General features: G+C 64.6%; 26 protein-coding genes. 3 read left to right on the top strand and 23 right to left on the bottom strand.

All coding sequences use genetic code 11. From position 1 onward, the window contains the following. Positions 1–37 precede the first annotated feature (37 nt). The 3 genes from ACQY6T_RS11195 to ACQY6T_RS11185 all read right to left on the bottom strand — a co-directional run bounded on the left by ACQY6T_RS11195 (position 38) and on the right by ACQY6T_RS11185 (position 2,256). Complete coding sequence (locus tag ACQY6T_RS11195; RefSeq protein WP_428630862.1) at positions 38–844, bottom strand: DODA-type extradiol aromatic ring-opening family dioxygenase; 807 nt, start codon at positions 842–844, stop codon at positions 38–40. A gap of 4 nt (positions 845–848) precedes the next feature. Next, on the bottom strand, positions 849–1,445 hold the full coding sequence (locus ACQY6T_RS11190; RefSeq protein ID WP_428630861.1) for an FMN-dependent NADH-azoreductase: 597 nt from the start codon (positions 1,443–1,445) through the stop codon (positions 849–851). A gap of 115 nt (positions 1,446–1,560) precedes the next feature. Next, positions 1,561–2,256: a pirin family protein gene (locus tag ACQY6T_RS11185; protein WP_428630860.1), complete on the bottom strand. Its 696-nt coding sequence runs from the start codon at positions 2,254–2,256 to the stop codon at positions 1,561–1,563. Positions 2,257–2,387: 131 nt separating this feature from the next. Here ACQY6T_RS11185 and ACQY6T_RS11180 point away from each other — a divergent pair, with 131 nt between their 5' ends. Both ACQY6T_RS11180 and ctrA read left to right on the top strand, forming a co-directional pair. Then, entirely contained in the window at positions 2,388–3,314 is a 927-nt protein-coding gene (locus ACQY6T_RS11180; protein ID WP_428630859.1) for a LysR family transcriptional regulator, read from the top strand. Positions 3,315–3,453: 139 nt separating this feature from the next. Continuing rightward, positions 3,454–4,161: a response regulator transcription factor CtrA gene (gene ctrA, locus ACQY6T_RS11175; RefSeq protein ID WP_428630858.1), complete on the top strand. Its 708-nt coding sequence runs from the start codon at positions 3,454–3,456 to the stop codon at positions 4,159–4,161. Positions 4,162–4,336: 175 nt separating this feature from the next. On the opposite strand, the gene ACQY6T_RS11170 is transcribed toward ctrA, so the two are convergent. From ACQY6T_RS11170 to rpsM, 16 genes are all read right to left on the bottom strand, one after another. Then, positions 4,337–4,786, bottom strand: a complete 450-nt coding sequence (locus tag ACQY6T_RS11170) for a PilZ domain-containing protein (RefSeq protein WP_428630857.1) — start codon at positions 4,784–4,786, stop codon at positions 4,337–4,339. 104 nt (positions 4,787–4,890) lie between these two features. Continuing rightward, complete coding sequence (locus ACQY6T_RS11165) at positions 4,891–6,210, bottom strand: M20/M25/M40 family metallo-hydrolase (RefSeq protein ID WP_428632638.1); 1,320 nt, start codon at positions 6,208–6,210, stop codon at positions 4,891–4,893. Positions 6,211–6,322: 112 nt separating this feature from the next. Then, on the bottom strand, positions 6,323–6,859 hold the full coding sequence (locus ACQY6T_RS11160; protein WP_428630856.1) for a hypothetical protein: 537 nt from the start codon (positions 6,857–6,859) through the stop codon (positions 6,323–6,325). Between the two features lie 199 nt (positions 6,860–7,058). Then, complete coding sequence (locus ACQY6T_RS11155) at positions 7,059–7,592, bottom strand: hypothetical protein (RefSeq protein WP_428630855.1); 534 nt, start codon at positions 7,590–7,592, stop codon at positions 7,059–7,061. Positions 7,593–7,786: 194 nt separating this feature from the next. Then, positions 7,787–8,644 (bottom strand): glycine zipper domain-containing protein, encoded by an 858-nt coding sequence (locus tag ACQY6T_RS11150; RefSeq protein WP_428630854.1) that lies wholly within the window; start codon positions 8,642–8,644, stop codon positions 7,787–7,789. Positions 8,645–8,947: 303 nt separating this feature from the next. Continuing rightward, a complete protein-coding gene (locus ACQY6T_RS11145) occupies positions 8,948–9,436 on the bottom strand; it encodes a GAF domain-containing protein (RefSeq protein ID WP_428630853.1) in 489 nt (162 codons plus the stop codon). Next, entirely contained in the window at positions 9,436–11,595 is a 2,160-nt protein-coding gene (locus ACQY6T_RS11140; protein WP_428630852.1) for a prolyl oligopeptidase family serine peptidase, read from the bottom strand. Before ACQY6T_RS11140 ends, ACQY6T_RS11145 begins: the two co-directional genes overlap by 1 nt. Positions 11,596–11,724: 129 nt before the next feature. Further along, complete coding sequence (locus tag ACQY6T_RS11135; RefSeq protein ID WP_428630851.1) at positions 11,725–13,380, bottom strand: DUF4166 domain-containing protein; 1,656 nt, start codon at positions 13,378–13,380, stop codon at positions 11,725–11,727. Positions 13,381–13,402: 22 nt separating this feature from the next. Further along, positions 13,403–13,807, bottom strand: a complete 405-nt coding sequence (locus ACQY6T_RS11130) for a thiol-disulfide oxidoreductase DCC family protein (protein ID WP_428630850.1) — start codon at positions 13,805–13,807, stop codon at positions 13,403–13,405. Next, on the bottom strand, positions 13,800–14,513 hold the full coding sequence (locus ACQY6T_RS11125; protein WP_428630849.1) for a DUF4166 domain-containing protein: 714 nt from the start codon (positions 14,511–14,513) through the stop codon (positions 13,800–13,802). The genes ACQY6T_RS11130 and ACQY6T_RS11125 overlap by 8 nt, the downstream gene beginning before the upstream one ends. 36 nt (positions 14,514–14,549) lie before the next feature. Beyond that, positions 14,550–15,134, bottom strand: a complete 585-nt coding sequence (locus ACQY6T_RS11120; RefSeq protein WP_428630848.1) for a GbsR/MarR family transcriptional regulator — start codon at positions 15,132–15,134, stop codon at positions 14,550–14,552. A gap of 92 nt (positions 15,135–15,226) precedes the next feature. Continuing rightward, entirely contained in the window at positions 15,227–15,604 is a 378-nt protein-coding gene (locus ACQY6T_RS11115; protein ID WP_428630847.1) for a helix-turn-helix domain-containing protein, read from the bottom strand. Between the two features lie 151 nt (positions 15,605–15,755). Continuing rightward, complete coding sequence (rplQ, locus tag ACQY6T_RS11110; protein WP_428630846.1) at positions 15,756–16,178, bottom strand: 50S ribosomal protein L17; 423 nt, start codon at positions 16,176–16,178, stop codon at positions 15,756–15,758. Positions 16,179–16,450: 272 nt separating this feature from the next. Beyond that, positions 16,451–17,509 (bottom strand): DNA-directed RNA polymerase subunit alpha, encoded by a 1,059-nt coding sequence (locus ACQY6T_RS11105; protein WP_428630845.1) that lies wholly within the window; start codon positions 17,507–17,509, stop codon positions 16,451–16,453. A 106-nt stretch (positions 17,510–17,615) separates the two neighbouring features. Next, positions 17,616–18,005: a 30S ribosomal protein S11 gene (rpsK, locus tag ACQY6T_RS11100; protein ID WP_003040416.1), complete on the bottom strand. Its 390-nt coding sequence runs from the start codon at positions 18,003–18,005 to the stop codon at positions 17,616–17,618. 100 nt (positions 18,006–18,105) lie between these two features. Then, positions 18,106–18,474: a 30S ribosomal protein S13 gene (rpsM, locus tag ACQY6T_RS11095; RefSeq protein WP_428630844.1), complete on the bottom strand. Its 369-nt coding sequence runs from the start codon at positions 18,472–18,474 to the stop codon at positions 18,106–18,108. Between the two features lie 217 nt (positions 18,475–18,691). Between rpsM and ACQY6T_RS11090 the strand changes: the two genes are divergently transcribed. Further along, positions 18,692–19,237 carry a TetR/AcrR family transcriptional regulator gene (locus tag ACQY6T_RS11090; protein WP_428630843.1) on the top strand — a complete coding sequence of 182 codons (546 nt, stop codon included), beginning with the start codon at positions 18,692–18,694 and terminating at the stop codon, positions 19,235–19,237. Here ACQY6T_RS11090 and ACQY6T_RS11085 read toward each other — a convergent pair. From ACQY6T_RS11085 to ACQY6T_RS11070, 4 genes are all read right to left on the bottom strand, one after another. After that, a complete protein-coding gene (locus ACQY6T_RS11085) occupies positions 19,212–19,625 on the bottom strand; it encodes a hypothetical protein (protein WP_428630842.1) in 414 nt (137 codons plus the stop codon). The genes ACQY6T_RS11090 and ACQY6T_RS11085 overlap by 26 nt on opposite strands. A gap of 103 nt (positions 19,626–19,728) precedes the next feature. Next, on the bottom strand, positions 19,729–20,529 hold the full coding sequence (locus ACQY6T_RS11080; protein ID WP_428630841.1) for an inositol monophosphatase family protein: 801 nt from the start codon (positions 20,527–20,529) through the stop codon (positions 19,729–19,731). A 5-nt stretch (positions 20,530–20,534) separates the two neighbouring features. Further along, complete coding sequence (locus tag ACQY6T_RS11075) at positions 20,535–21,878, bottom strand: TldD/PmbA family protein (protein ID WP_428630840.1); 1,344 nt, start codon at positions 21,876–21,878, stop codon at positions 20,535–20,537. Between the two features lie 51 nt (positions 21,879–21,929). After that, positions 21,930–22,250 carry a hypothetical protein gene (locus tag ACQY6T_RS11070; RefSeq protein ID WP_428630839.1) on the bottom strand — a complete coding sequence of 107 codons (321 nt, stop codon included), beginning with the start codon at positions 22,248–22,250 and terminating at the stop codon, positions 21,930–21,932. Positions 22,251–22,506: the final 256 nt, after the last annotated feature.

Genomic DNA, 22,506 nt, shown 5'->3' with positions numbered 1-22,506 from the left:
GACGAGGAAAAAGGCCGCAATCGGTCGAAAGCGCCCGCTATCCCTCACCGAACGCGTAAACGTCCATCGCTAGCATGCCATAGGTCGTACTGTGGTGCAGCCGCTCAGCCTGGAACGGCGTTCCGCCCGCGCCGATGGCGACGAACAGCGGAAGGATATGGTCGGGGGTTGGGTGGTTGTCGGCACCATGCGGAGCACGTTCGACGCTGTGCAGCACGTCATCCACAGCACCCGCAGCCATGCGATCGGCGATCCAGTCGGTGAAGTCGGTCACCCACACCGGTGCAGGCGCGTCGATCGGGAGGCGCGCCGAAAACAGCGCGCGCAAATTGTGCGTGATGCTGCCCGACCCGATGATCAGCACATTGTCGTCGCGCAGCGGCGTCAGCGCCTGCCCGAGCGCGAAATGCCATTCGGGCGAGGCGTTCGAAGCGATCGACAGCTGGACGACCGGAATTTCGGCTTGCGGATAGATCAGCGACAGCGGCACCCACGCACCATGGTCGAGTCCGCGGTCTGGATCGGGGGTAACGCTCAGCCCATGATCCGTCAGCAGCTCGACAACCCGCGCCGCCAGTGCCGGATCGCCCGGCGCCGGATAGCGCATCGCGAACAGTTCGTCGGGAAAGCCGCCGAAGTCGTGGATGGTCGGCGGCGCGGACGACGCGGTCACCGTCGCCTTGCCGCCCTGATACGCCGCATCATGGTGCGCCGACACGACAAGGATCGCGCGCGGACGCGGCAGTTGGTCACCCAGCCCGGCGAGGAAATCCCGCGCCGGGCTGGGCTTGAGCGCCATCATCGGCGAGCCGTGCGAAACGAAAAGGCTCGGGAGAGGGCGCATCGGTTCAGGCTGCCTGCTTCAGCGCTTCGATCGCTGAAGTCGCCTTGTTGATCGCCTCGCCGTCCATCATCTGCTGGTCGGCGGCGATGACGGTGACGTCGGTGATGCCGACGAAACCGAGCAGCTGGAGCATATAGCGGCTGGCGAAATCATAATCGCTGCCGACCGGAACGCCGCCCGACGCGACGACGAGGAACGCGCGCTTGTTCTTGAGCAGGCCCTCGGGACCGGTCTCGGTGTAGCGGAAGGTCCGGCGCGCGCGGGCGATCAGGTCGACCCAGGCTTTCAGCGCGGCGGGGATGCCGAAATTATAGACCGGGACACCGATGACGATCGTGTCGGCCGCTTCCAGTTCTGCGATCAGTTCGTCCGAGAGCGCGAGCGCGGCCTTCTGATCGGCACTGCGTTCGGCGTCGTCGGTGAAATTGGCGCCGACCCAATTCTCGGTCAGCAGCGCCGGCGGCGTGAGCGCGAGGTCGCGCTGGGTGACATTGGCGCCATAACCCTGCTCGACAAGGCGGGCGACGAGCTGGTCGGTGAGCTGGCGGGTGGTCGAGCCGCTGTTGCGGGCCGAAGCGTCGATACGAAGGATATGGGACATTTTCTTATTCCTTGCATTTTGGGAGGGAGAGGGTGCCGCGAGCCGGGGGAACTCGCGGCACCAGACTGGGCGGCCGCCTCACGGGAGGGGACAAGGCGGCCACCCAAGGGCGTCGTTAGAGGCTGTCGACCAGCACCAGCTCGGCGTCGTCGAGGGCTTCGACCTTGATCGTGCCGACATCGCGCAGTGCGATCCCGTCGCGGGGATCGGCTTCGGTGCCGTTGACGCGGATCCGGCCCTTGGCGGCGACCAGATAGGCGTGGCGTCCGGCCTCCAGATCATAGGACACGCTTTCGCCGGCATTCACCGTCGCTGCCGCCACACGGGCGTCTGCACGGATCGGCAAAGCATCATCGCCCTCGATGCCGCTCGCCAACGTCACGAACTGGCCCGAACGGTCATTTTTGGGAAACTGGCGCGCGCCCCAGCCCGGATTGCCACCGGCACGGTCGGGCATGATCCAGATCTGGAACAGCGTCGTTTCCTCATCCTCCAGGTTGAACTCGCTGTGCGTCACCCCGGTGCCGGCGCTCATCACCTGGACATCGCCCGCCGCGGTGCGGCCGGTGTTGCCCATGCTGTCGCGGTGCGTGATCGCGCCGCTGCGGACATAGGTAATGATTTCCATGTCGCGGTGCGGGTGCGGGGGGAAACCCGCCTGCGCTCCGATGGCATCGTCGTTCCACACGCGCAGTGCGCCCCAGCCCATGCGTTTCGGGTCGTGGTAATTGGCGAACGAGAAGTGATGACGGGCGTCAAGCCAGCCGTGGTCGGCGTGGCCCAGCGTGTCGAATTTACGAATGTCGATCATGGCCGTTCCTTTCATCTGCCGCCGCGCCGGGTTCGGAGCGGGGCTTGTTTGTTGAGGCCAAGATAGCGATTGGGATCGTTTCTAAAATAGCGTAGATGGAAAACCATCGTTTCTGTTATCGAGGTAATGCGATGTCACTTCCCGACTATGAAGGCTGGGCCTGTTTCGTGGCCGTCGCCGATGGCGGCACCTTCACCGCCGCCGCGGCGTCGCTCGGCTTGTCGAAAGCGAGCGTGTCGAAAGCGGTGACGCGGCTTGAAGGAGCGCTGGGGATCAGCCTGCTGCATCGCAGTTCGCGCTCGGTCACTTTGTCGACGGCGGGCGCAGGGCTGATCGACGAAGCGCGCGCGATGGTCGCCGCCGCGACCGCCGCGACCGAGGCCGCGCGCGGCGACCGGCACGATCTTGCGGGACCGATCCGCCTCGCCGCACCAATGAGTTTCGGCATCAAGGTGCTCGGCCCGCCGCTCGCCGCCTTTCTCGAGACGCATCCAGCAGTCGAGATCGAAGTGATTTTGAGCGATGCGCGGAGCGACCTGATCGCCGAAGGGCTTGATCTTGCGCTGCGTATTTCCAGCCTGTCCGATTCCAGCCTGCTCGCGCGCACGATCGCGCCGGTCGCCGCATCGGTGATCGCCAGCCCTGCCTATCTGGAAAAACATGGCGTTCCGTACCACCCGCTCGACCTCGCAGGACACCGATTGCTTGGCTACGGCCACCGCGAGCGCGCGCTGCCGCTGCGCTTTCATCGCGCCAAGGAAGAAGCGACGATCGTTCCGTCGGGACCATTGTTCGCGAACAATGGTGACTTCGCGGTGCCATGGCTCGTCGCGGGCGGCGGCATCGCCGCGTTTCCCGATTTCATTGCCGAGGAGGAGCTGGTCGCGGGAAAGCTTGTTCGCATCCTGACCGACTGGTCGCTGCCGCAGGCGCATCTGCACCTGTTGTCGCCGCCGTCGCGGTTGCGTCCGGCCCGCGTGCGGGCGCTGTCCGACTATCTGGTCGATACGCTGAAACGGTCGTGCACCGGTCGCGACTCGCCAGTTTCCGCGGGTTAAATCAAAATTAACCTTTTCCCTTCATTAGTTTCGTGGTTAATGTTCCGGCAGTCCCGCAACAGGGGATCGTCGGTGGCATCGCAGGATGATCAAGCGAACGGTCGCGGGGTCATCGTGGGAAACAATCAAGGGGTGCCCAATGCGCGTATTGCTGATCGAGGACGAGCCGACGACCGCCAAGGCGATCGACACGATGCTCACGACCGAAGGCTTCAACGTCTATACCACCGATCTCGGTGAAGAAGGCTTGGATCTGGGCAAGCTCTATGATTACGACATCATCCTGCTCGACCTGAACCTGCCCGACATGCACGGCTATGACGTGCTGAAAAAGCTCCGCACCGCCAAGGTGCAGACGCCGGTGCTGATCCTGTCGGGCATTTCCGAAATGGACAGCAAGGTGCGCTCGTTCGGCTTTGGTGCCGACGACTATGTCACCAAGCCGTTCCACCGTGACGAACTGGTTGCCCGCATCCATGCGGTCGTCCGCCGGTCGAAGGGCCACAGCCAGAGCGTCATCAAGACGGGCAAGCTCGCGGTCAATCTGGATACCAAGACGGTCGAGGTCGACACGACCCGCGTGCATCTGACCGGCAAGGAATATCAGATGCTCGAGCTGCTTTCGCTCCGCAAGGGCACGACGCTGACCAAGGAAATGTTCCTGAACCACCTGTATGGCGGCATGGACGAACCTGAACTCAAGATCATCGACGTCTTCATCTGCAAACTGCGCAAGAAATTGTCGCTCGCATGCGCCGGCGAAAATTATATCGAGACGGTCTGGGGCCGCGGTTATGTCCTTCGCGACATTGACGACGAAGGCAATGAGGTGCGCCGCGTCGCCTGACGCCTCGCATCATAAGTGTTTACCGAGGGAACCCGGCGCGGAGCAATCCGCGCCGGTTTTCTTTTGGTCGCGGTGATCGGACATTGGGTACGTCCAGATACGGCCGATTGCGGCTATTCTTCTCTCTTTCCTTTTAGGGAGGGGAACGGCTTTGATCCACTGCCAAGTCGATCCGCTATTGTTTGCCCTGCCCCAGGTTGCGCCCAAACTGCACCGGCCTTGAGACACCTGTGACGAGGGCAGGGCGACGGGCAGGCGCGGTTGGCGGCGGGATGATGGCAAACCCCGCGGTCGCGTGGGCCGCAGCAGTGCCGCCGCCATGCACGGCCCGCAGCTTGGTTGTTTCGACCGCCTTGTCGGTTTCGATCCCGAAGCGATTGCCCGCGACCCAGCGCACCGTACCCAGCATCGGTTCGTGCCCCGGCAAAAAGACAGTGATCCGTTCGCCGATGTGCAACGGAAAAGGTGCCTGTCCGCCGATGCCGGTTTCGGACACGTTGCGGACGGTGACGTCGAATTGGCCGAGTCGCGCGCAGGCGAGCGCCGCCTTTACCAGGCGCGACTGGCGCGGCTGGCGCTTTTCGGCGGAAGAGGATGAGGCTGGGGGAGCCTCGGGATTCGACATGGCGCGACCCATCGCTGTCGCCCAACCCCCACGGTGGCCGATGATTATGGTCCCTTTGTCGCGGTAACAGCGGAAGGTAAATTTTCGTATAGCGTCTTCGGTAATTATTTGGCGGGCGGCAGTCCGCCAAAGGTGACGATGCTTTCGCTGCCATCGGCCGAAAGCGCCGATACGCCAAAGAAATGATCGTCGACAACCACCCCGGGCAGCACCAGCTCGGTCGGCGCGTCGCCCGCGACTTGCCGGCTGTCGGTCCAGTCGCTCTTGTCGGCGCGGCGCCAGTGGATGCGATAGGCGGCGGCGCCCGCGACCGACGACCAGCGGATCGACGTGTCCGAACTGACCGCGCCATCGATGCTGACGCTGGCGGGGGCGGGCGGCGCGTCGGCCAGCTCGCTGGCCAGTGCGACGTTCAGCGCCGTCACCCGCGCCAGATAGGCAAAATCCATCTCATCGACGGTATCGCCATATTTGCGCCCGTCCTCGGTGCGCAAATCCTGATGCTGATGGTCATAATCCTCGATTCCGACGGTGAAGCGGATCGCCGGATAGCCCAGTTCGAGCGAAGGGAGATGGTCGCCGCCGCGGCGGAAGCGATCGGGCCGGCGCACCGCGAGCACTTCCAGCCCGATTGCGGGGTTGCCTGTCCCGGCGCGAATCGCCGCTTTGGCCAGCGCGCGCGACGGGCCGTCGTCCTCGCCGCCGATGCCGCGCCGCGCCAGCTGTGCCGCCAGATCCTCCGACGCGCGGATCCCCTCGCTGAACACCCGCACCCGGTTGTCGACGATCGTTCCGTCTGTTCCGTGGGTGCCGCCGACGATGTCGTTGTTCAGCATCGCCGCGACCTGCCAATTCTGGTCTTTCGCATGTTTGGCGAGCAGGCGGCCGCCCCACAACCCCTGCTCCTCGCCTGACAGCAGCGCAAAGACGATCGTCGCGCGATGTTTGGTTTTTGACAGCAGCCGTGCCGCCTCGATCACCAGCGCGGTACCCGACGCATCGTCGTTGGCACCCGGTGCGTCGGCGGTAAAATTCATCGGATCGGTGACGCGGCTGTCGATATGGCCAGCGATCATGATCACATGCGCGGGGTCGCCGGTGCCTTTCTGGATCGCCAGCACATTTTCGACGACCACACCTTCGGGCGCGCGCGGTCCATCAAATCGGTCGCTGATCCGCGATACCGTCAGACAACCACCGCACGCCTTGCTGATTCTTTCGAACTCGGCGGCGCCCCAATTGCGCGCTGCGCCGATGCCGCGTTTCGGGTCGGTCGCCGAGGACAAGGTATGGCGCGTGCCGAACGACACCAGTTTTTCGACCGACGCCTTCAGTCGCGCCGGGTCGGCGGCGGGGGTATCGTCTTTGGCAAAGGACGTGGCGGGCGCCGTCAACAGCAGCGCAGCGAGCAAGCTTTTTCTGATCATGCCGCACCATGCCGCTCGCGCCGCGCGCATGCAAGTCGGCCCGCCCATGCCGGGGCATGGGCGGGCCGCTCGTTAGATTGAACAGGGACAGTCCCTGATCAGTTGCCGATCAGCGCAGGCCCGAAAATTTGATGTCGTTCACGCGGCCATATTTGATGTCGCAGCTGAATTTGCCTTGATCATAATAGCCGTTGCGTCCTCCGCGACCGCGATAGCCGTCGCGGACGACGACGCGGCCCTTCACACGATAGCCATCGCGCTTGCGGTCGATGCTCGTCACCTGAGTGACGTCGGTGTTGCCATAACGGCGGCTGCCGCGTTCGACCGCGCCGACGCACTGGTTCACCGCGCTGCGGCTGTTGCCATAGCGGTTATAGTCATAGCCATAGCCGTAACGCGCGTCGTCGTAGCGACCGCGCCCGCGATCATCATAACGATCGTCGTAGCGATCATAACGGTCGTTGTTGCCGCTCGACAATATCGCGGCTAGGCCGCCGAGCACGACGGCGCCGGCGATCACTTCGCCCGCGCTGATGCCGTCGCGGTCATACCGGTCGCGCGCGGCGGCCGGGGCGGCGCTCATCAACATTGCACCGGCGGTGGCCGCACCAATTGCGGCCTTGGTCAGGTTGGTCTTGATAGCCATGGTTCGGTCTCCTTTTAGCGCAGGCGGCGTCTTCGCGGCCTGTTGGAGATGTTTTACCGAGTCGGCGGTGACGCGGCCCTGAACCCGACGCTTATCTGGCGTTCAGCCTTGGTTTTGCTGGCGTTCAGCTTCAGACTGGCGGGGCCGCGCCACCCAGAGGTGACGCGGCCCCGCCTGACGTCTTGATGAGGATCGTCGGTCAGCCGAAATTGACGTCGACGACGCGGCCGTTCCGATAACTGCATCCGAAACTGCGGACCTCGCCGCCGAGCCGGGATGCGGTGCCGGTGACGTACCAGCCGCCATTATTGGCCTCGGTGCCGTCGATGCGATCGACGCGCGCATCGTCGCCCATTTCGGCCTCGACCGCCCAGCTACACGCATCGGCGGCACGCGCTTCGACGTCACCATTGCCATAGGCGCGCGCATCGTCTGTGTCGGGACGATCATCAACCGGCGGCTCGTAATTGGTGTCGGGCCGGGTATCGCGATAAGGCGGATCGTACCGGTAATCGGGTGCGCGCTCGCGCTTGTCCTTGCTCGCGGCGCTGGCGATCGCGGCGATGGTGCCGATGATCAGCAGCCCGCCGAGCACGTCGCCGGTGCTGATATTGTCGCGGTCGCGATAGCCCCAACCGCCGTGGCGCGAACGCGCTTCGGCAGGCACCGCGCTGAACCCGACCGAGGTGATGACGACGGCCGCCGCGGCGGCCAGGCTGGTGAATTTACGCATCGAGGGATACTCCCCAAGGACGGGCAATGGATGGTCCGGCCCGTGATTTTCCTGCTCTAAGCGGCCTATGCTTTCGCGGCGCTGAACCGTTGTCCCTGCGCGGCGAACCGAGACCCGATATGGAAAAGGCCCGCCATCGGTGAGGATGACGGGCCTTGGGACCAGAGATAAGTGACCAGACCTATCCGGGTATATCAGCAAGCGCAGCGCGGCTTGGCTTTGGGCTTCCAACGCTTCTTGGCTACATAACGTTTCCGCACCGGCACATTTTCATAAATGGTGCGGGTCGTCGTCTCGACGGTTTCGGTGATGACCGGCGCGCCGGTCGTGATGATCGTCGTGACCACGACGCCCGGGGTGTAATAGCCGTAACCATAGCCACCCTGCTGATAGCCGCTGCCGCCATGATAAGCGCCGCCGCCGCGATAATCCTCGCGGCTCGACCACCAGGCGTCGCATTTCTTCTTATCCGATGCATCGCCGATCGCGGCACCGGCAACCGCGCCGAGGCCCGTTCCGACCAGCGTACCCGCCGTGCGATCGCCGCGCCCGGCGACGCGGTTGCCGACGACGCCGCCCAGGACTCCGCCGACAACCGCTCCGGCCACTGTACCCCCCCGGCCACAGCGGCGTTCCATTTCTGCGTCGTGGCGCGGGTCGTACCCGTCGCCATAATTGCCGTGATGCGGCGGCGGCGGATAACCGGCGCCATGACCCTCGACCGTGCCTTCATAGCTGCCGTCGTAGCGGCGGCCGTCGGGGCTTTCATACGTGCCGTTCCAGGTACCGGTCCAGCGACCCTCGGCGTCATAACCCGACACGCGGCGATATTCGACTTCGCTCGGGACGCGGTCGGGATAGCCCGTATAAACGCGAACGTCGGGGTCGGCCGGCGCGCCATAGTCGAGCGAAGGGCGCGTATCGTGATTGAACGAGGCGATGCCTGACAGGCTGGTTGCGGCGCGCGCGTCGACCATCGGCGCTTCGGCGCCGGCCCGGCCCGCCAGCAACAACGACGCTGCGGCCACTCCCAACAAAACGAACGTGCGCATGTGTAACTCCCTGTTCCCTCGGCCCGAACCGATTGGTTAACAGCTTGTTAGCAAAATTGCGGGCTTTTCGCGAATCCGTTAACCGTGAGCTTTGCGTCCCGATTTGGGTCAGATACTGGGGCGGGAGGGGTGGGTGACGGCCGGAAGCGGACCCTTCGTCCATCGTCACCCCGGACTTGATCCGGGGTCCATGAATTCGGCGCCGCGGTGGATCCCGGGTCAAGCCCGGGTTGACGAAAGCAGATGCCGATACCCACCCAAAGCCGACATATACATCTGGGCCTCACACTGCCTGCTCGATAATCAGGAAATCAGCGCGCTCGCGATCCGCGCCACCAGCGCCTCAGCCCCTGCCTGATCCACAGCCGAAAACCGCCCCGGCAGCGGGCTGTCGAGGTCGAGGACGCCGACCAGTCGGTCACCCGCGATCACCGGGACCACCAGTTCGCTGCGGCTGTCGACGTCGCAGGCGATATGGTCCGGAAAGGCGTGGACATCCTCGACCCGCTGCGTTGCACGCAGCCGCGCCGCGGCGCCGCACACGCCTTTATCCAGCGGAATGCGGATGCACGCCGCCTTGCCCTGAAACGGCCCAAGCACCAGTTCCTGCCCATCGAAGCGATAAAATCCCGCCCAGTTGAGGTCGGGAATTGCCTGCCAGATCAGCGCCGCGACGTTTGCCATATTGGCGATGGCGTCGGGCTCGCCCGTGACCAGCGCCGCGGCGGCGTCGCCCGCTTCGGCCCACAGGTCGGCAGGATCGGTGGCGGAGAAGGCGAGGGCAGTGGACATTATTCGACGTTCAGCCCGGTCCATTTCGCGGCAAAGGCATATTTGTCGGCGGCCTCGGCGATGATCTTGTCGGTGGGCTTGCCCGACCCGTGGCCGGCGCGGGTTTCGACGCGGATCAGATGCGGCTTGTCCCCCGCCTGCGCATGTTGGAGCTGCGCGGTATATTTGAAGCTGTGGCCAGGCACCACGCGGTCGTCGGTGTCGGCGGTCGTCACCAGCACCGCCGGATAGGCCGCGCCATCCTTGATATTATGATAGGGCGAGTAAGCGAGCAGGTTGCGGAAATCCGCTTCCTTCGCGGGATAGCCATAATCGTCGACCCAGTATCGCCCGGCGGTGAAACGGTCGAAACGCAGCATGTCCATGACGCCTACCGCGGGCAGCGCCGCGGCGAACAGGTCGGGGCGCTGGTTGGTCACCGCGCCGACGAGCAGGCCGCCGTTAGATCCGCCCTCGATCGCGACCTGGCCCTTGCCGGCGATATTCTGCGCGATCAGATATTCGCCCGCGGCGATGAAATCGTCGAAGACATTCTGTTTCTTGTCGAGCCGCCCGGCGTCGTGCCACGCCTTGCCATATTCGCCGCCGCCGCGCAGGTTCGCGATCGCCAGCACCCCGCCCTTGTCGACCCATGCAAGGCGGGTCGGCGAAAAGGCCGGGGTCATCGACACGTTGAAACCGCCATAGCCGTACAGCAGCGTCGGCGATCCCTTGCTGCGGTCGAGGCCTTTTTTCATGACGAGGAACATGGGCACCTCGGTGCCGTCCTTCGATTTGTAGAAACGCTGCTCGACCGAGAAATCGGCGGGTTTGAAGGTCAGCTTGGGCTCGGCGAAAATCTCGCTTTTGCCGGTCGCGGTGTCGAGGCGATAGATCGTCGTCGGCCGCGCATAGCTGGAGAAGGAATAAAAGGTTTCGGGATCGCTCGATTTGCCGCCGAACCCCGATGCCGAACCGATGTCGGCAAGCTTGATGTCGGCGACCTTCTTGCCGTCGAGGGCGATCATTTCGGCCTGCGACTTCGCATCGCCCAGGTAGGACAGGATGATGCGGTTGCCGACGCGCGACGCGCCAACCAGCGTATCTTTGCTTTCGGCCACCAGCTCGGTCAGCTTGCCGGGCTTGCGGATGTCCATCGACACCAGCCGCTCGCGCGGCGCGCCCTTGTTGGTGACGAAGGTGAACAGCGGCCCCTGATTGGTCACATATTCCCAGTTGTTCGCGAAGTCGTCGACCAGCGTGATCGGTTTGCCGACCCCTTTCCCGACCGGATAGAGGGTGAGGCCCAGCCGCGCATCGGTGCCTTCGGACCCGACGACCAGCAGATATTGGCCGTCATCGGTTACCACCGCGCTGTTGTTGAGCTTGGGCCGGGCGGGGGTCGCGTGGATCAGCACGTCGGCGCTCTGCGGAGTACCCAGCTTGTGGAAATAGACGCTGTGATTTTCGTTGAGCGACTGGAACGCCGCACCTTCGGCGGGCTCGGGGAAGCGTGAATAATAAAAGCCGCTGCCGTCCTTAGCCCAATCGAGCGCGGAGAATTTCACCCAGCGAACTTCGTCGGCCAGATCCTGACCCGTCGCGACGTCCTTGACCCGCACGATGCGCCAGTCGGTGCCGCCATCCTGCACCGAATAGAGCAGGTGCTTGCCGTCCTCCGACGGATTCCATTCGGCGAGCGCGGTCGCGCCGTCTTTGGCCCATAAATTGGGGTCGATCAGCACCCGGCCCTCGCCCTTCAGCCCGTCGCGGACATAGAGCACCGACTGCGGTTGCAGCCCGTCATTGCGGGTGTAGAAATAGCGTGTCCCGGCCTTGGTCGGCAGGCCGAAGCGTTCGTAATTATACAGCTCGGTCATGCGTTTCTTGAACGTGTCGCGGCCGGGCAGGGTGGCGAGATAGGCGTCGGTGACCTTGTTCTGCGCCGCGACCCAGTCGGCGACCTTTGGATTGACGCGAACATCATCCTCCAGCCAGCGATAGGGATCGGCGACATCGACCCCGAATTGCGGATCGACCGTGTCGCCGCGCGCCGTTTCAGGATAAGCGAGCGTTGGCGCCTTGGGCGAAGCCACTGCCGCTTCCGCGGCCTGTCCTGTTGCAGGGGTCATCGACAAGGCAACCAGCGCCAGCGGCGCGAACAGGATTTTACGGGGCATGGCAAGGCGATCCTCATCTTCCGGGGAAATTATCGTGCGCTGATATGTAAGGATGGAAAAGCCGGGGGCAAGCGCATTTGGACAAAAAGCCTTCCCGGACGCGGCGGGAATTCAAGAGCAGATGCCGCGTCAAATGGGCTCCAACACGCCCTTATATGCCACGATCAGGCCGATCAGGGGCATCGCGATCTCGACATTGAACTGGAATTTGCCATCGACGTCGGTTTCGAAGCTCGGGCCTGTCGGCATGAGCCAGCCCGGCATCGGTATGCCCAGCAGCGACCAGCGGCGCGGCACCAGCGTCAGCCGGTCGCCCTCGACGACGATCGCCATCGCGAACGCGGCGGCACCGAACCGCTCGACGACCAGATAGTCGTTCCTGCCCGTTCCAGCGGATTGCAGCGACGAAAACCGCCGCCCACCGAAATTGCGCGTCCAGCGCTCGCCGCCTTTTTCTTGGGTAAACTCGACGGTGACCGGCACTGCCGCCGCGGCCTTTGGAAAGCCGATGATCGCGGCGGCGATCCGCGCCAGCACGCCGCGACCGCGGCGAACTTCGGCATGGCCGCTCCACCGACGGTCATCCGCCCTCGCATGGAGTTCGCGGACGCGCGGCGGCAAGGCATAGAACGCCTGCCCGAGAATGCGGCGGTACAGCGGCGCGTCCGGCTCCGCATCGCGAAAGCCTGTATGGATCGACCGGCCGCGGAACACCGCGCCGAAATCGACCAGATCCAGCGCTTCGATCGACGACCGCGCGCCTGTTTCGGGGCGTGTCCCCGCCAGCCATTTCCGCACGATCGCCTCGATCGCCATCGACGGAATATAGGGACCGTCGTTACCCTCGGCGAGCAGATGCCAGCTGCGCTCGACGTCCTTGTCGCCCGCAACCCCGCGCACGCGCAGGAACATCCCGCCGCGATGCTCGCCGAATTTCATCCGGTTGAGAACCCAATAGAAGAGCCGCGAAAAGGGTTCGAGCGAGGGCAGGCGAAGCGCCGCGCGCGCTTTCGCGAGCAGGTTCAATATCCGGTGCAGGATTTCGGGGACCGGCCCCGCGCCCATCCAGATATCGGTCATGCCCGGATAGGCGGGGGGCAGCACCTGCAAATCGGGGACATCGACCAGCGAGAAATGGATATTGCGCAGCGGCAGCCGGCCGGGCACTGCGACGGTGAAGCGCAGGCTTTCGGCGAGCCCGATACCGAAGCCATCCTTGCCGCCGCGGCGCAGCTTCACCGGCGCCCCGGCATAGCCGACAACCGCGCGCATGACGTTGAGCCCGATGCCTGCAAAGGGCGACGGCGCAATCCCGCCCTCGACCGTCCTTATGTCCATCGTCTTCGCCATGTCGCGCAGCACGGCGGCAGTGAGCGCGGGAAAGCTGCTGACCCCCGACAGGACAAAGACGCCCGCCGCCTTGGCCGCGGCATCGAAGCGATCGACGCCGAACACGAAATCGGCGGCGTCGGCGAAATCGAGATAGTCGACGCCCGCTGCGATACAGGCCTCGATGACTTGATAGCGGTCGTCGCCATAATCCTGGAACGGCCCCGACGCATCGACGACAAGGTCGGGGTGGAAACGGTCCAGCCCCTCCGCAATCGCGCGCCGATCGAGCGCGACGGGGTGAACCAGAGGCTGGCCATAATATGCGGCGCAAAAGGCGGTCGCGCGCGGCAAATCGCGGCCGCAGATGAACAGCTCGATATCGGCAAGGTCGGACAGCAGTTCGGCGAGGCGTCCGCCGAACACGCCATAGCCGCCCAGGATCAATATCTTCATCGTCTCCATTGCCTTTCGGGGGTCAGATCATGCGGCCGCGATATTCGGGCGGCGCGACCCAGCAGCTCGTCCGCTTGCCGAACAGGCGATAACGATTGCGTGCGATCCAGCGGTAAACCGGATCGCGAAGCGCCGTCGGGACAAGGCGGAAGATGCCTGCCAGCCGCCATGGAAAGCCGATCCCTTCATAGATCGAAAGCACCGCGTCGCTGTCGCGCCGCACCGCTTCTCCGTCGATGACGAGGATGCTCGTCGGATCGCGCGGGTCGACGCCGTGGCGGCGGCACAGCGCGGCCCCGGCCTCGCCCTGAATAGACGCGAGGCGAAATCGGCCGACCTTGTCGTGGCGCAGCACAAAGATCGCATTGGCCGAACAGAGGACACATTCGGCGTCGAACAGGATGATCGGGGCGCCCGCTTCAAGCATCGCGGAACAGCGCATGCTGGTTGACGAGCTCGCCGAGGCGCGGGTGCGTGACCTGCAGGTCGAAAGCGAAGCGGCCGCTGCCCAGATGCTGGTGCGTCACCACCGTCGATCCGGGCGCGAGCCAGCGGGGGAGGCGCAGCCGGATGTGGCCGATCCGCCAGAAATAATGGTCGGAGGTAAAGATCAGTGCGTCGGCCTCGGCCCGCACGATCAGCGCCATGCCGAAACCGCCGCCGATATGCTCCTCCAGCCCGGTCGGCCCGGCAAAGCTTTTGGCGCTGCGGATCAGCTGTGGATAGCCACGCGCCTGTCCATACAGCCGCGTCCAATATTGGCCGCCGCTGGTCCGCTCCTCGCACACCGCGACCGCCGCGGGGGCAGGGCCGCTTGGCGCCAGCGGCAACGGCGCGCCGATCAGGCGGCACAGCTGCGCCAGCAGCCAGCCGGCGGTGGAAAGCCGCGTCCAGACGATTTCGCCGCTGTACGTCGCGACCGCCGTTCCCGCCAGGTGCCTGGTAAAGCGGCGGCGCACATCCTCGGGCAGCGCGTCCCAGTCGGCACGTGGGACAAGGCGGCGAAAGCGATCGTCACGATCCAGATCCCGTCCGCGCCGAGCGAAGTCGAGACACCCATCCTTGTCGCGCTCGCGCTCGTGGCATTGCGACTTCGCTCGATGCGAACGGATATCGGGGTCTTGCTCGCCCATTATATGTTCGGCACCGCCCCACATAACCATGTCCTCCTAAGCGTCCCGGCTGCCGTCTTTGCCCTTGCCGGGGCGCCAGTTTAGCAGCTTCGTCACCCCGGCGCCGAGCTTGATCAATCGCATCAGCGCGGGTTTGGGAACGGCCAGCATCTCGTCGTGCCAGCGGCTCATCGTCGTCACGAAATCGAGCATGTCGGACAGGCGCGCCTTGGCGCCCGCGCTGAGCTCGGGGTCGGTTGCCGCGCGCGCGACGCAGGCCTTCAACGCCGCCTCGGCCGGGTCGACCTCGCGCGCCTTGCGACCCGCCGCGATCCGCGTCACCATTTCCCAGATATCGGTTTCGGCGGCGAAATGGTCGCGCCGGTCGCCGAGCATCGGCACCCGCTGGATCAGCCGCCAGCCGATCAGTTCCTTGATCGAGTTGGAGACGTTCGAGCGCGCGAGGCCGAGCATATCGGCAATCTCTTCGGCATGGAGCGGGCGGTCCGACACGAACAGCAGCGCGTGGATCTGCGCCACCGATCGGTTGACCCCCCATTGGCCGCCGAGATTGCCCCAATGAAGGATGAACTCGGTGGCCGCGGGGGACAGTTTCGAATCATATTCGGTAATTTCTGTCATAACAGAAATATCGGACGAAACAGATTAGATGTCAATGATGATCGGGAAGGCAGGTTAAGCAGAGGGCGACAGGACGTGCTTGCCCGCTGGGGTCAGAATTCGATCAAAATCCGGACCTTGTCGGGCGTGGTGCCGACGACGCGGGCGATGTGGGCGCGGCTTTCGGCCAGCATGTCGGGCGAAAATTCGCGACCGTCACTGCCCAGCAATTCGGCGGTCGAAACGCCGAGCACGTTGCCCAGCGCCTCGACGCGTCCATGGCGCGGGCGGGCGCGATCCTTTTCCCACGCCGATATGGCTGGCACGCTGACGCTGAGCGCCGACGCCAGCTGCATCTGGCTGAGCCGGCGCGTGACGCGCAGGCGGCGCAAGCGGGTGCCAAAGGACTCGGTCCCGGTACGCCCCTGTTGCAGCGGGTCGGTTACGGATTGGTTGCCGACCCTCGGGCGGACATTGAGTTCACTCGCCATCTCGCCACGGATACACGCGCGACGCCGCGATGCGCTGCGCTATTGTGTACGACTACACCGACGGGCGGGGGTAGCAAAGGCGTCGCCGCAAAAGAAAAGGGCGGCCATCCTGTCGGAGGCCGCCCTTGATCTTGTGCGGTTAGCGCGAGGCTCAGGCTTCGGCCATCTCGTCGTCATACTGCTCGACCGGGCCTGAATCCTGGCCCTTGGCATCGACGTCACGATCGACCAGCTCGATGATCGCCATCGGCGCCGCGTCGCTGGCGCGGATGCCAGCCTTGATGACGCGGGCGTAGCCACCGTTACGATCCTTGTAGCGTTCGGCGAGGGTGTCGAACAGCTTGACCAGCTGGGTGTCGTCCATCAGACGGCTCATCGCCAGACGGCGATTGGCCAGACCGCCGCGCTTGGCGAGCGTGATCAGCTTTTCGATATAGGGACGCAGTTCCTTCGCCTTGGCGACGGTGGTCGTGATCTGCTCATGCTTGATGAGCGCCGCCGACATGTTGCGGAACAGGGCCGTGCGGTGCGCACTGGTGCGCTGCAGCTTCCGGCCACCTGATCTATGACGCATGATTTCTTCCTTCGTTTGTCAGAGGGGCCGTATGAGGTACCCCAAGCCAGGTCGATTGCGGGCCGACCCATTCCCGTCTCTATGTCCCTCTCCCCTTGAGGGAGAGGGTTGTGAAAACTTGGCGGCTTGCCGCCTAGTTGCAGCTGGGTGAGGGGTATGCGGTTGCACTGCAACCGCGCGGCGCTTTGCGCCGCTCACCCTCATCCAACTTCGCCTAGCCGCTGCGCGGCAAGGCTGCGTATCCTTCTCCCCTCAAGGGAGAAGGTGTAGCATCAGCCCAGCAGCTCTTGTTCGAGCTTCTTGGCCATCTCTTCAATGTTCTCCGGCGGCCAGCCGGGGATGTCCATGCCCAGGCGCAGGCCCATCGACGACAGCACTTCCTTGATTTCGTTCAAGGATTTGCGGCCGAAGTTCGGGGTGCGGAGCATTTCGGCTTCGGTCTTCTGAACCAGATCACCGATGTAGATGATGTTGTCGTTCTTGAGGCAGTTCGCCGAACGGACCGAAAGTTCCAGCTCGTCGACCTTCTTGAGCAGGAAGCGGTTGAGCTGGTTGACGTCCGATTCATCGGCGGTCGACGGCGATGCCGCCATGCCGATCATGCCGCTGTCGTTCATCGCTTCTTCAAAGTGGACGAAGACCTGGAGCTGGTCCTGGAGGATGCGCGCGGCGTAAGCCACCGCGTCTTCCGGGGTGATCGTGCCGTCGGTTTCGACGGTCAGGTTCAGCTTGTCATAGTCCAGTTCCTGACCGATGCGGGCATTGTCGACCTTATAGGCGACCTGGCGTACCGGCGAGTAGAGCGAGTCGACCGGGATCAGGCCGATCGGCGCATCGATCGGACGGTTGGCGGTCGCGGGGACATAACCTTTGCCGGTGTCGGCGACGAGTTCCATGTTCAGCGTCGCGCCGTCATCGAGGTGACAGATGACATGGTTCGGGTTCATCACCTTGATGTCACCCGACACCATGATGTCGCCGGCCTTGACGGTCGCGGGACCGGTCGCCGAAAGCTGGAGCCGCTTCGGGCCTTCGCCTTCCATCTTGAGCGCGATCTGCTTCACGTTGAGGACGATGTCGGTGACATCTTCGCGCACGCCGGTCAGGCTCGAGAATTCGTGGAGCACATTCTCGATCTTGATCGACGTGATCGCCGCACCCTGGAGCGACGAGAGCAATACGCGGCGCAGCGCGTTGCCGAGCGTCAGGCCAAAGCCACGCTCGAGCGGTTCAGCGACGAAGGTCGCCTTGCGCTTGCCGTCGCTGCCAGCCTTGATTTCCAGGTTGCTGGGCTTCTTCAATTCCTGCCAGTTCCGGATATTGACAGTCATGGTCTTCCCTTTGCTTTTGGCGGGACGAATTGGGGGTCGACCAATTTGTCCGGCGTAGAGAGAGTACGGAAGCAGCCCCGGAAATGGGGCGCATCCGAAGCAGGCATCAGACGCGGCGGCGCTTGGCCGGGCGGACACCATTGTGCGGGATCGGGGTCACATCACGGATCGAGGTGATGTGGAAGCCGACCGCCTGCAGCGCGCGAAGCGCCGATTCACGGCCAGCACCCGGGCCCTTGACTTCGACTTCCAGCGTCCGGACGCCATGTTCGGCGGCCTTTTTGCCAGCGTCTTCGGCGCAGACCTGCGCCGCGTAAGGGGTCGATTTGCGGCTGCCCTTGAAACCCATCATGCCGGCGCTCGACCAGGCAATCGCGTTGCCCTGGGCGTCGGTGATGGTGATCATCGTGTTGTTGAAGGTCGCGTTGACGTGAGCGACGCCCGACGAGATGTTTTTGCGTTCGCGCCGACGAAGGCGCTGCGGTTCACGAGCCATGTTGCTATCCTAATCCTGAATTCCTGAAGCGGGCCATCGGTGCCTTTCGGCGACCTCGGGCGAAAAGCAAGGAAGCGCGCCCGACGGACGCGCTCAAACCTTACTTCTTCTTACCGGCGATCGCCTTGGCCTTGCCCTTGCGGGTGCGCGCATTGGTGTGCGTGCGCTGGCCGCGGACCGGAAGGCCCTTGCGATGACGCAGGCCGCGATAGCAGGCGAGATCCATCAGGCGCTTGATGTTCATCGCGGTGGTGCGGCGAAGATCGCCTTCGACCGGGATGCCGGCGTCGATGGTTTCGCGAATCTGCAGCACTTCGGCGTCGGACAGATCCTGGACGCGGCGGGTCTGGTCGATCCCAAGCTTGGTGGCGATGTCGACGGCCGTCTTGCGACCGATACCGTGGATGTAGGTGAGCGCGATGATCACGCGCTTGTTGGTGGGCAGATTGACGCCCGCGATACGTGCCATAAGTTACTTTCTCCTGCTCCACAGGGCCGTAGGCAATCGGCCCCATCTCAAAGCGTCTGATTTCCAACGCAAAAAACGGACCACGAATGCGCACACCGCGCTTCGCTGTCCGGTCATGATGTCGGAATGGAGGCGCAACTAAGGTGAGTCGGCCGGTTTGTCAAGCATATCGCCGGGGATTTCCCTGCGGCTTGGACTATGCCACAGCGGCTGGATCATGGCCAGTGACGACCGCCTTTCCCTTCTGCTCGACCGCCTCGCCGACTATGTGCTGGCGCATGGCCTGACCGCGTCGAGCCTGCGGCCGCTGGCGCGCGCGGCGGGGACAAGCGACCGGATGCTGCTCTATTATTTCGCCGACAAGGATGCGGTGATGGCGGCGACGCTCGAACGGATCGCGGCGCGAATGACCGCGCTGCTGGTCGCCGCCGCGCCGCCGCAACCTTTGCCCTACGCGGTGCTGCGAACCGCGCTGGCGGTGCAGCTCCGCGATCCGGCGCTATGGCCCTATATGCGGCTGTGGCTCGACATGGCGGCGCGCGCGGCGCACGGCGATGCGCTCTATGCGCGCGTCGGGGAAGGCATCGGGCGCGGCTTTCTGGCATGGGCGGGCGATCAGCTCGCCTGCGCCGCCGCCGATCGTGCCGGACTAGCGGCGCGCCTGCTGACCGAGATCGAGGGGATGGTGCTGCTTACCAGCCTAGGCTTGGGCGACGCCGTCGATGCGGCGCTCGGGGTCAGCTTCGGGCCGGAACCCGATTGAGCCAGCAGCCGATCGCAATCGCCACCGCGCCGCCCCACAATATGACGGCACCCGACGCTGCGGTCTGTTCCACCCCGGCGCCATAAAGGTCGGGAATAACGACCAGCGCAATGCCGTCGCACAGGATGGCAGCGGCGGTGACGATTGCGCTGCCCAGCGCCAACTGGTCGGGAGCCAGTCGCGCGATGCGGCGGACGAGCAGGATCACCGGCAGGGTGCCGGGAACCAGTGCGGCATAGAGCAGCGCCCGATTGGCACCTTCGAACCCGCCAAGTTCGCCGACCCAGCGGCAGATCAGCGCGCCAAGGAACCAAAAGGCGATCCCGGAGGCGATCAGCGTCGCCATCTGGCCGCTGGAAAAGGGCAGGCGGGTGGTGGCTGCGGACATCGATATTCTCCCTGTAGCAGTTGCTACAGGGCGCCTATCAGATTGTAGCGAGTGCTACAAGTCGTGACGCGCTACGTGGCACCTTCGCCCACTTCCAGATCGCTCAGCGACCCTCGGTCCGCGGCGCAATCTCTGCCGCCCGCGTCGCCAGCCGATCGACGACCGCCGCATGAATTCCCGGCGAGCATGCGATGACACCAAAGGCCTGCGCGCGCGGCGTGTTGAAGCGCAGCGGCGCGCCAAACGCGTCGGTGACGGTCGCGCCGGCCTCCGCCGCGATCAGCGCCGCGGCGGCGACGTCCCACTCGAACCCCCAGCGCAATGTCGCGACGAGGTCGGCGCGGTCGTCGGCGACCAGCGCCATGCGCAGCGCGATGCTGTTCGGCTTGGTCACGATCACCAGATCGCTGTCGACCTTGGGCAACGCGTCAGCGGGGACACGCGATCCCGCGAACGTCGTGCGCTGGCTGGCGTGCAGCGTCTCGCCGTTGAGTTGCGCGCCCTGGCCCTTTTGGGCGACCCATAATTCATCGAGCGCGGGGGCATAGAGGACACCGAATTCGGGGGTGCCATCGACAACCAGCGCGACCGACACGCACCAGCCGGGGCGGCCGCGGATGAAGTCGCGGGTACCGTCGATCGGGTCGACGCACCACAGCGCGCGGCACGACAGGCGGTCGGCGTTGTCGGCGGTTTCTTCAGACAGCCATCCGGCCTCGGGGACCATCGCGCCGAGCACGGCCTTCAGCCGCGCATCGACCGCCAGATCGACGTCGCTCACGGGATTGTCATGCGACTTGTTCCAGACGTTGACCGCTTTCCCCTCGCCGCGCCAGCGCGCCATCGCCATGTCGCCGACCTCACGGGTCGCGGCGATCGCGGCTTCGAGGTTGCGGCCGGGCATGGAGATTAGCTCGATGCGACGGTCATGCCGTCGATGCGCAGCGTCGGCGCGTTGATGCCATGGCGGAACTCGAGGTCGTTCGCGGGGACCAGCGCGGCGAACATATCGATCAGATTGCCCGCAATGGTGAATTCGGCGATCGGCCCGGCCAGCACGCCATCCTTGATCCGGAAACCCGACGCGCCGCGGCTGTAATCGCCGGTGACCGGGTTGACGCCGTGGCCGATCAGTTCGGTGATATAGACGCCGTCGGCGATGCCTTCCATCAGCGCCGCAGGCGTCACGCCGCCCGCCGCGAGATGCAGGTTGCTGGCGCCCACTCCGGACGCCCCGCCACCGCGGCTCGCATGGCCGGTGGGGATTAGCCCAAGTTGTTTCGCCGACGCGGTGTCGAGCAGCCAGCCGGTGATCTTGCCGCCTTCGACCAGATCGCGCGCCGCGGTGGGCAGGCCTTCGCCGTCGAAGGCGCGGCTGCGCAATCCGCGCCGGCGGTGCGGCTCGTCGCGAATGACGATGCCGCTGTCGAACAATATCTGGTCTTCCTTGCCGAGCAGGAAGCTGGTGCCGCGCGCTATGGCGGGACCGGCGATCGCGCCAAGCAGATGGCCGACGATGCCGCCGCTGACGCGTGGGTCGAGAATGACGGGCACCTTGCCGTTCGGTGCTTTGCCGGGATTGAGCCGCGCGACAGCGCGCGTTCCGGCGCGGTTGCCGATGTCGGTTACGCTTTCGAGGTCCGCGAGGTGATGCGCGCTGTGCCAGCCATAATCGCGCTGCATATTGGCGCCTTCGCCCGCGATCACGCTCGCCGACAGGCTGTGGCCGCTCGACCCATAACCACCCGCAAAGCCGTGGCTGGTGGCGAGCGCAAAGCGGGTACGGCTGTGGCTGGCACTGCCGCCTTCGCTGTTGGTGACCTCGGCGATGGCGCGGGCAGCTTCCTCGACTGCGAGCGCCGCCTCGCGCAGTGCCGCGGGGTCGGCTTCGCTGCCGTCGTCGAGGTCGAAATCGGGGACAGGGCCTTTGAACAATAGCTCCTCGGGAGCGAGCCCCGCATAGGGGTCTTCGGGTGCCTCGCGCGCCATGGCAACGCAGCGTTCGACAAGCTTGGTCAGCTCGCCCGCGTCCATGTCGGCGGTCGACACGCTGGCGCTGCGCTGGCCAACGAAGACGCGCAGCGAAATATCCTGCCCCTCGGACCGCTCGACATCCTCAAGCGCGCCGAGGCGCATCGAGACCGACGTGGCGGCATTGCAATAATAAAGCGCGTCGGCGGCATCGGCGCCAGCCTTGGCGGCGGCGTTGCACAGCAACTGCGCGCGATCGAGGGCTTCGGAAACAGTCAGCATTCCCGCGCCCTATACGGCGGGCGGCAGGGCGTCAAACTTGGTTGGCGGTGTTTACTTGACGATCGCCGCTATGGCGTCAGTCGCAGCCATCGCGCCGCTGACCCACAAAAAGGGCAGCGTCAGCGCCGCAACCCACAGGCGGCGGACGTCGCGGCGAAAGCGCGCGTGCAGGCCCCAACTGGCGAGCGCCTGGCGGCTGAGACGGTACCAATGCCGTTCGGTCGAGCGCGCCACGGGAACAGCGAGGGCGAGCAGGATGATCAGTGCCACGAAGATCAGCGTTGATGAAGCCCCGGAGGCAATCGCGCTCGACACCAGCCAGATCTGCAAAGCGGCAAAAGCGACGAGTGCGGTCGCAGCGTGCCAAGTCATGCGCCGACCAAGACTTCGCGCCGCCGGCACACTAGGTGACGTGCGCCGCAACAGACGCGGTCCAAATGCTGATGCCATTTTTTCAGCCCCCTTAGGCTGGCGATTCCCAGAAACGCCACGATTTCAGCCCAATATTCCCAAGTCAAGACAGGTTGGCACGGATTCATTAACAATTGCATTCGATTCACCCCATTTTCGCAACCAAATCGCGTTCGACCGCCAGAAATGTTGCAAAAATGGCAGGACAGGTAGGGGT

Origin of the sequence: Sphingopyxis sp. (assembly GCF_965279725.1) — a bacterium.
Classification (GTDB): Bacteria; Pseudomonadota; Alphaproteobacteria; order Sphingomonadales; family Sphingomonadaceae; genus Sphingopyxis.
Note: the sequence above shows the minus strand (reverse complement) of the source record. Positions and strands in the feature narration are given on the sequence as shown.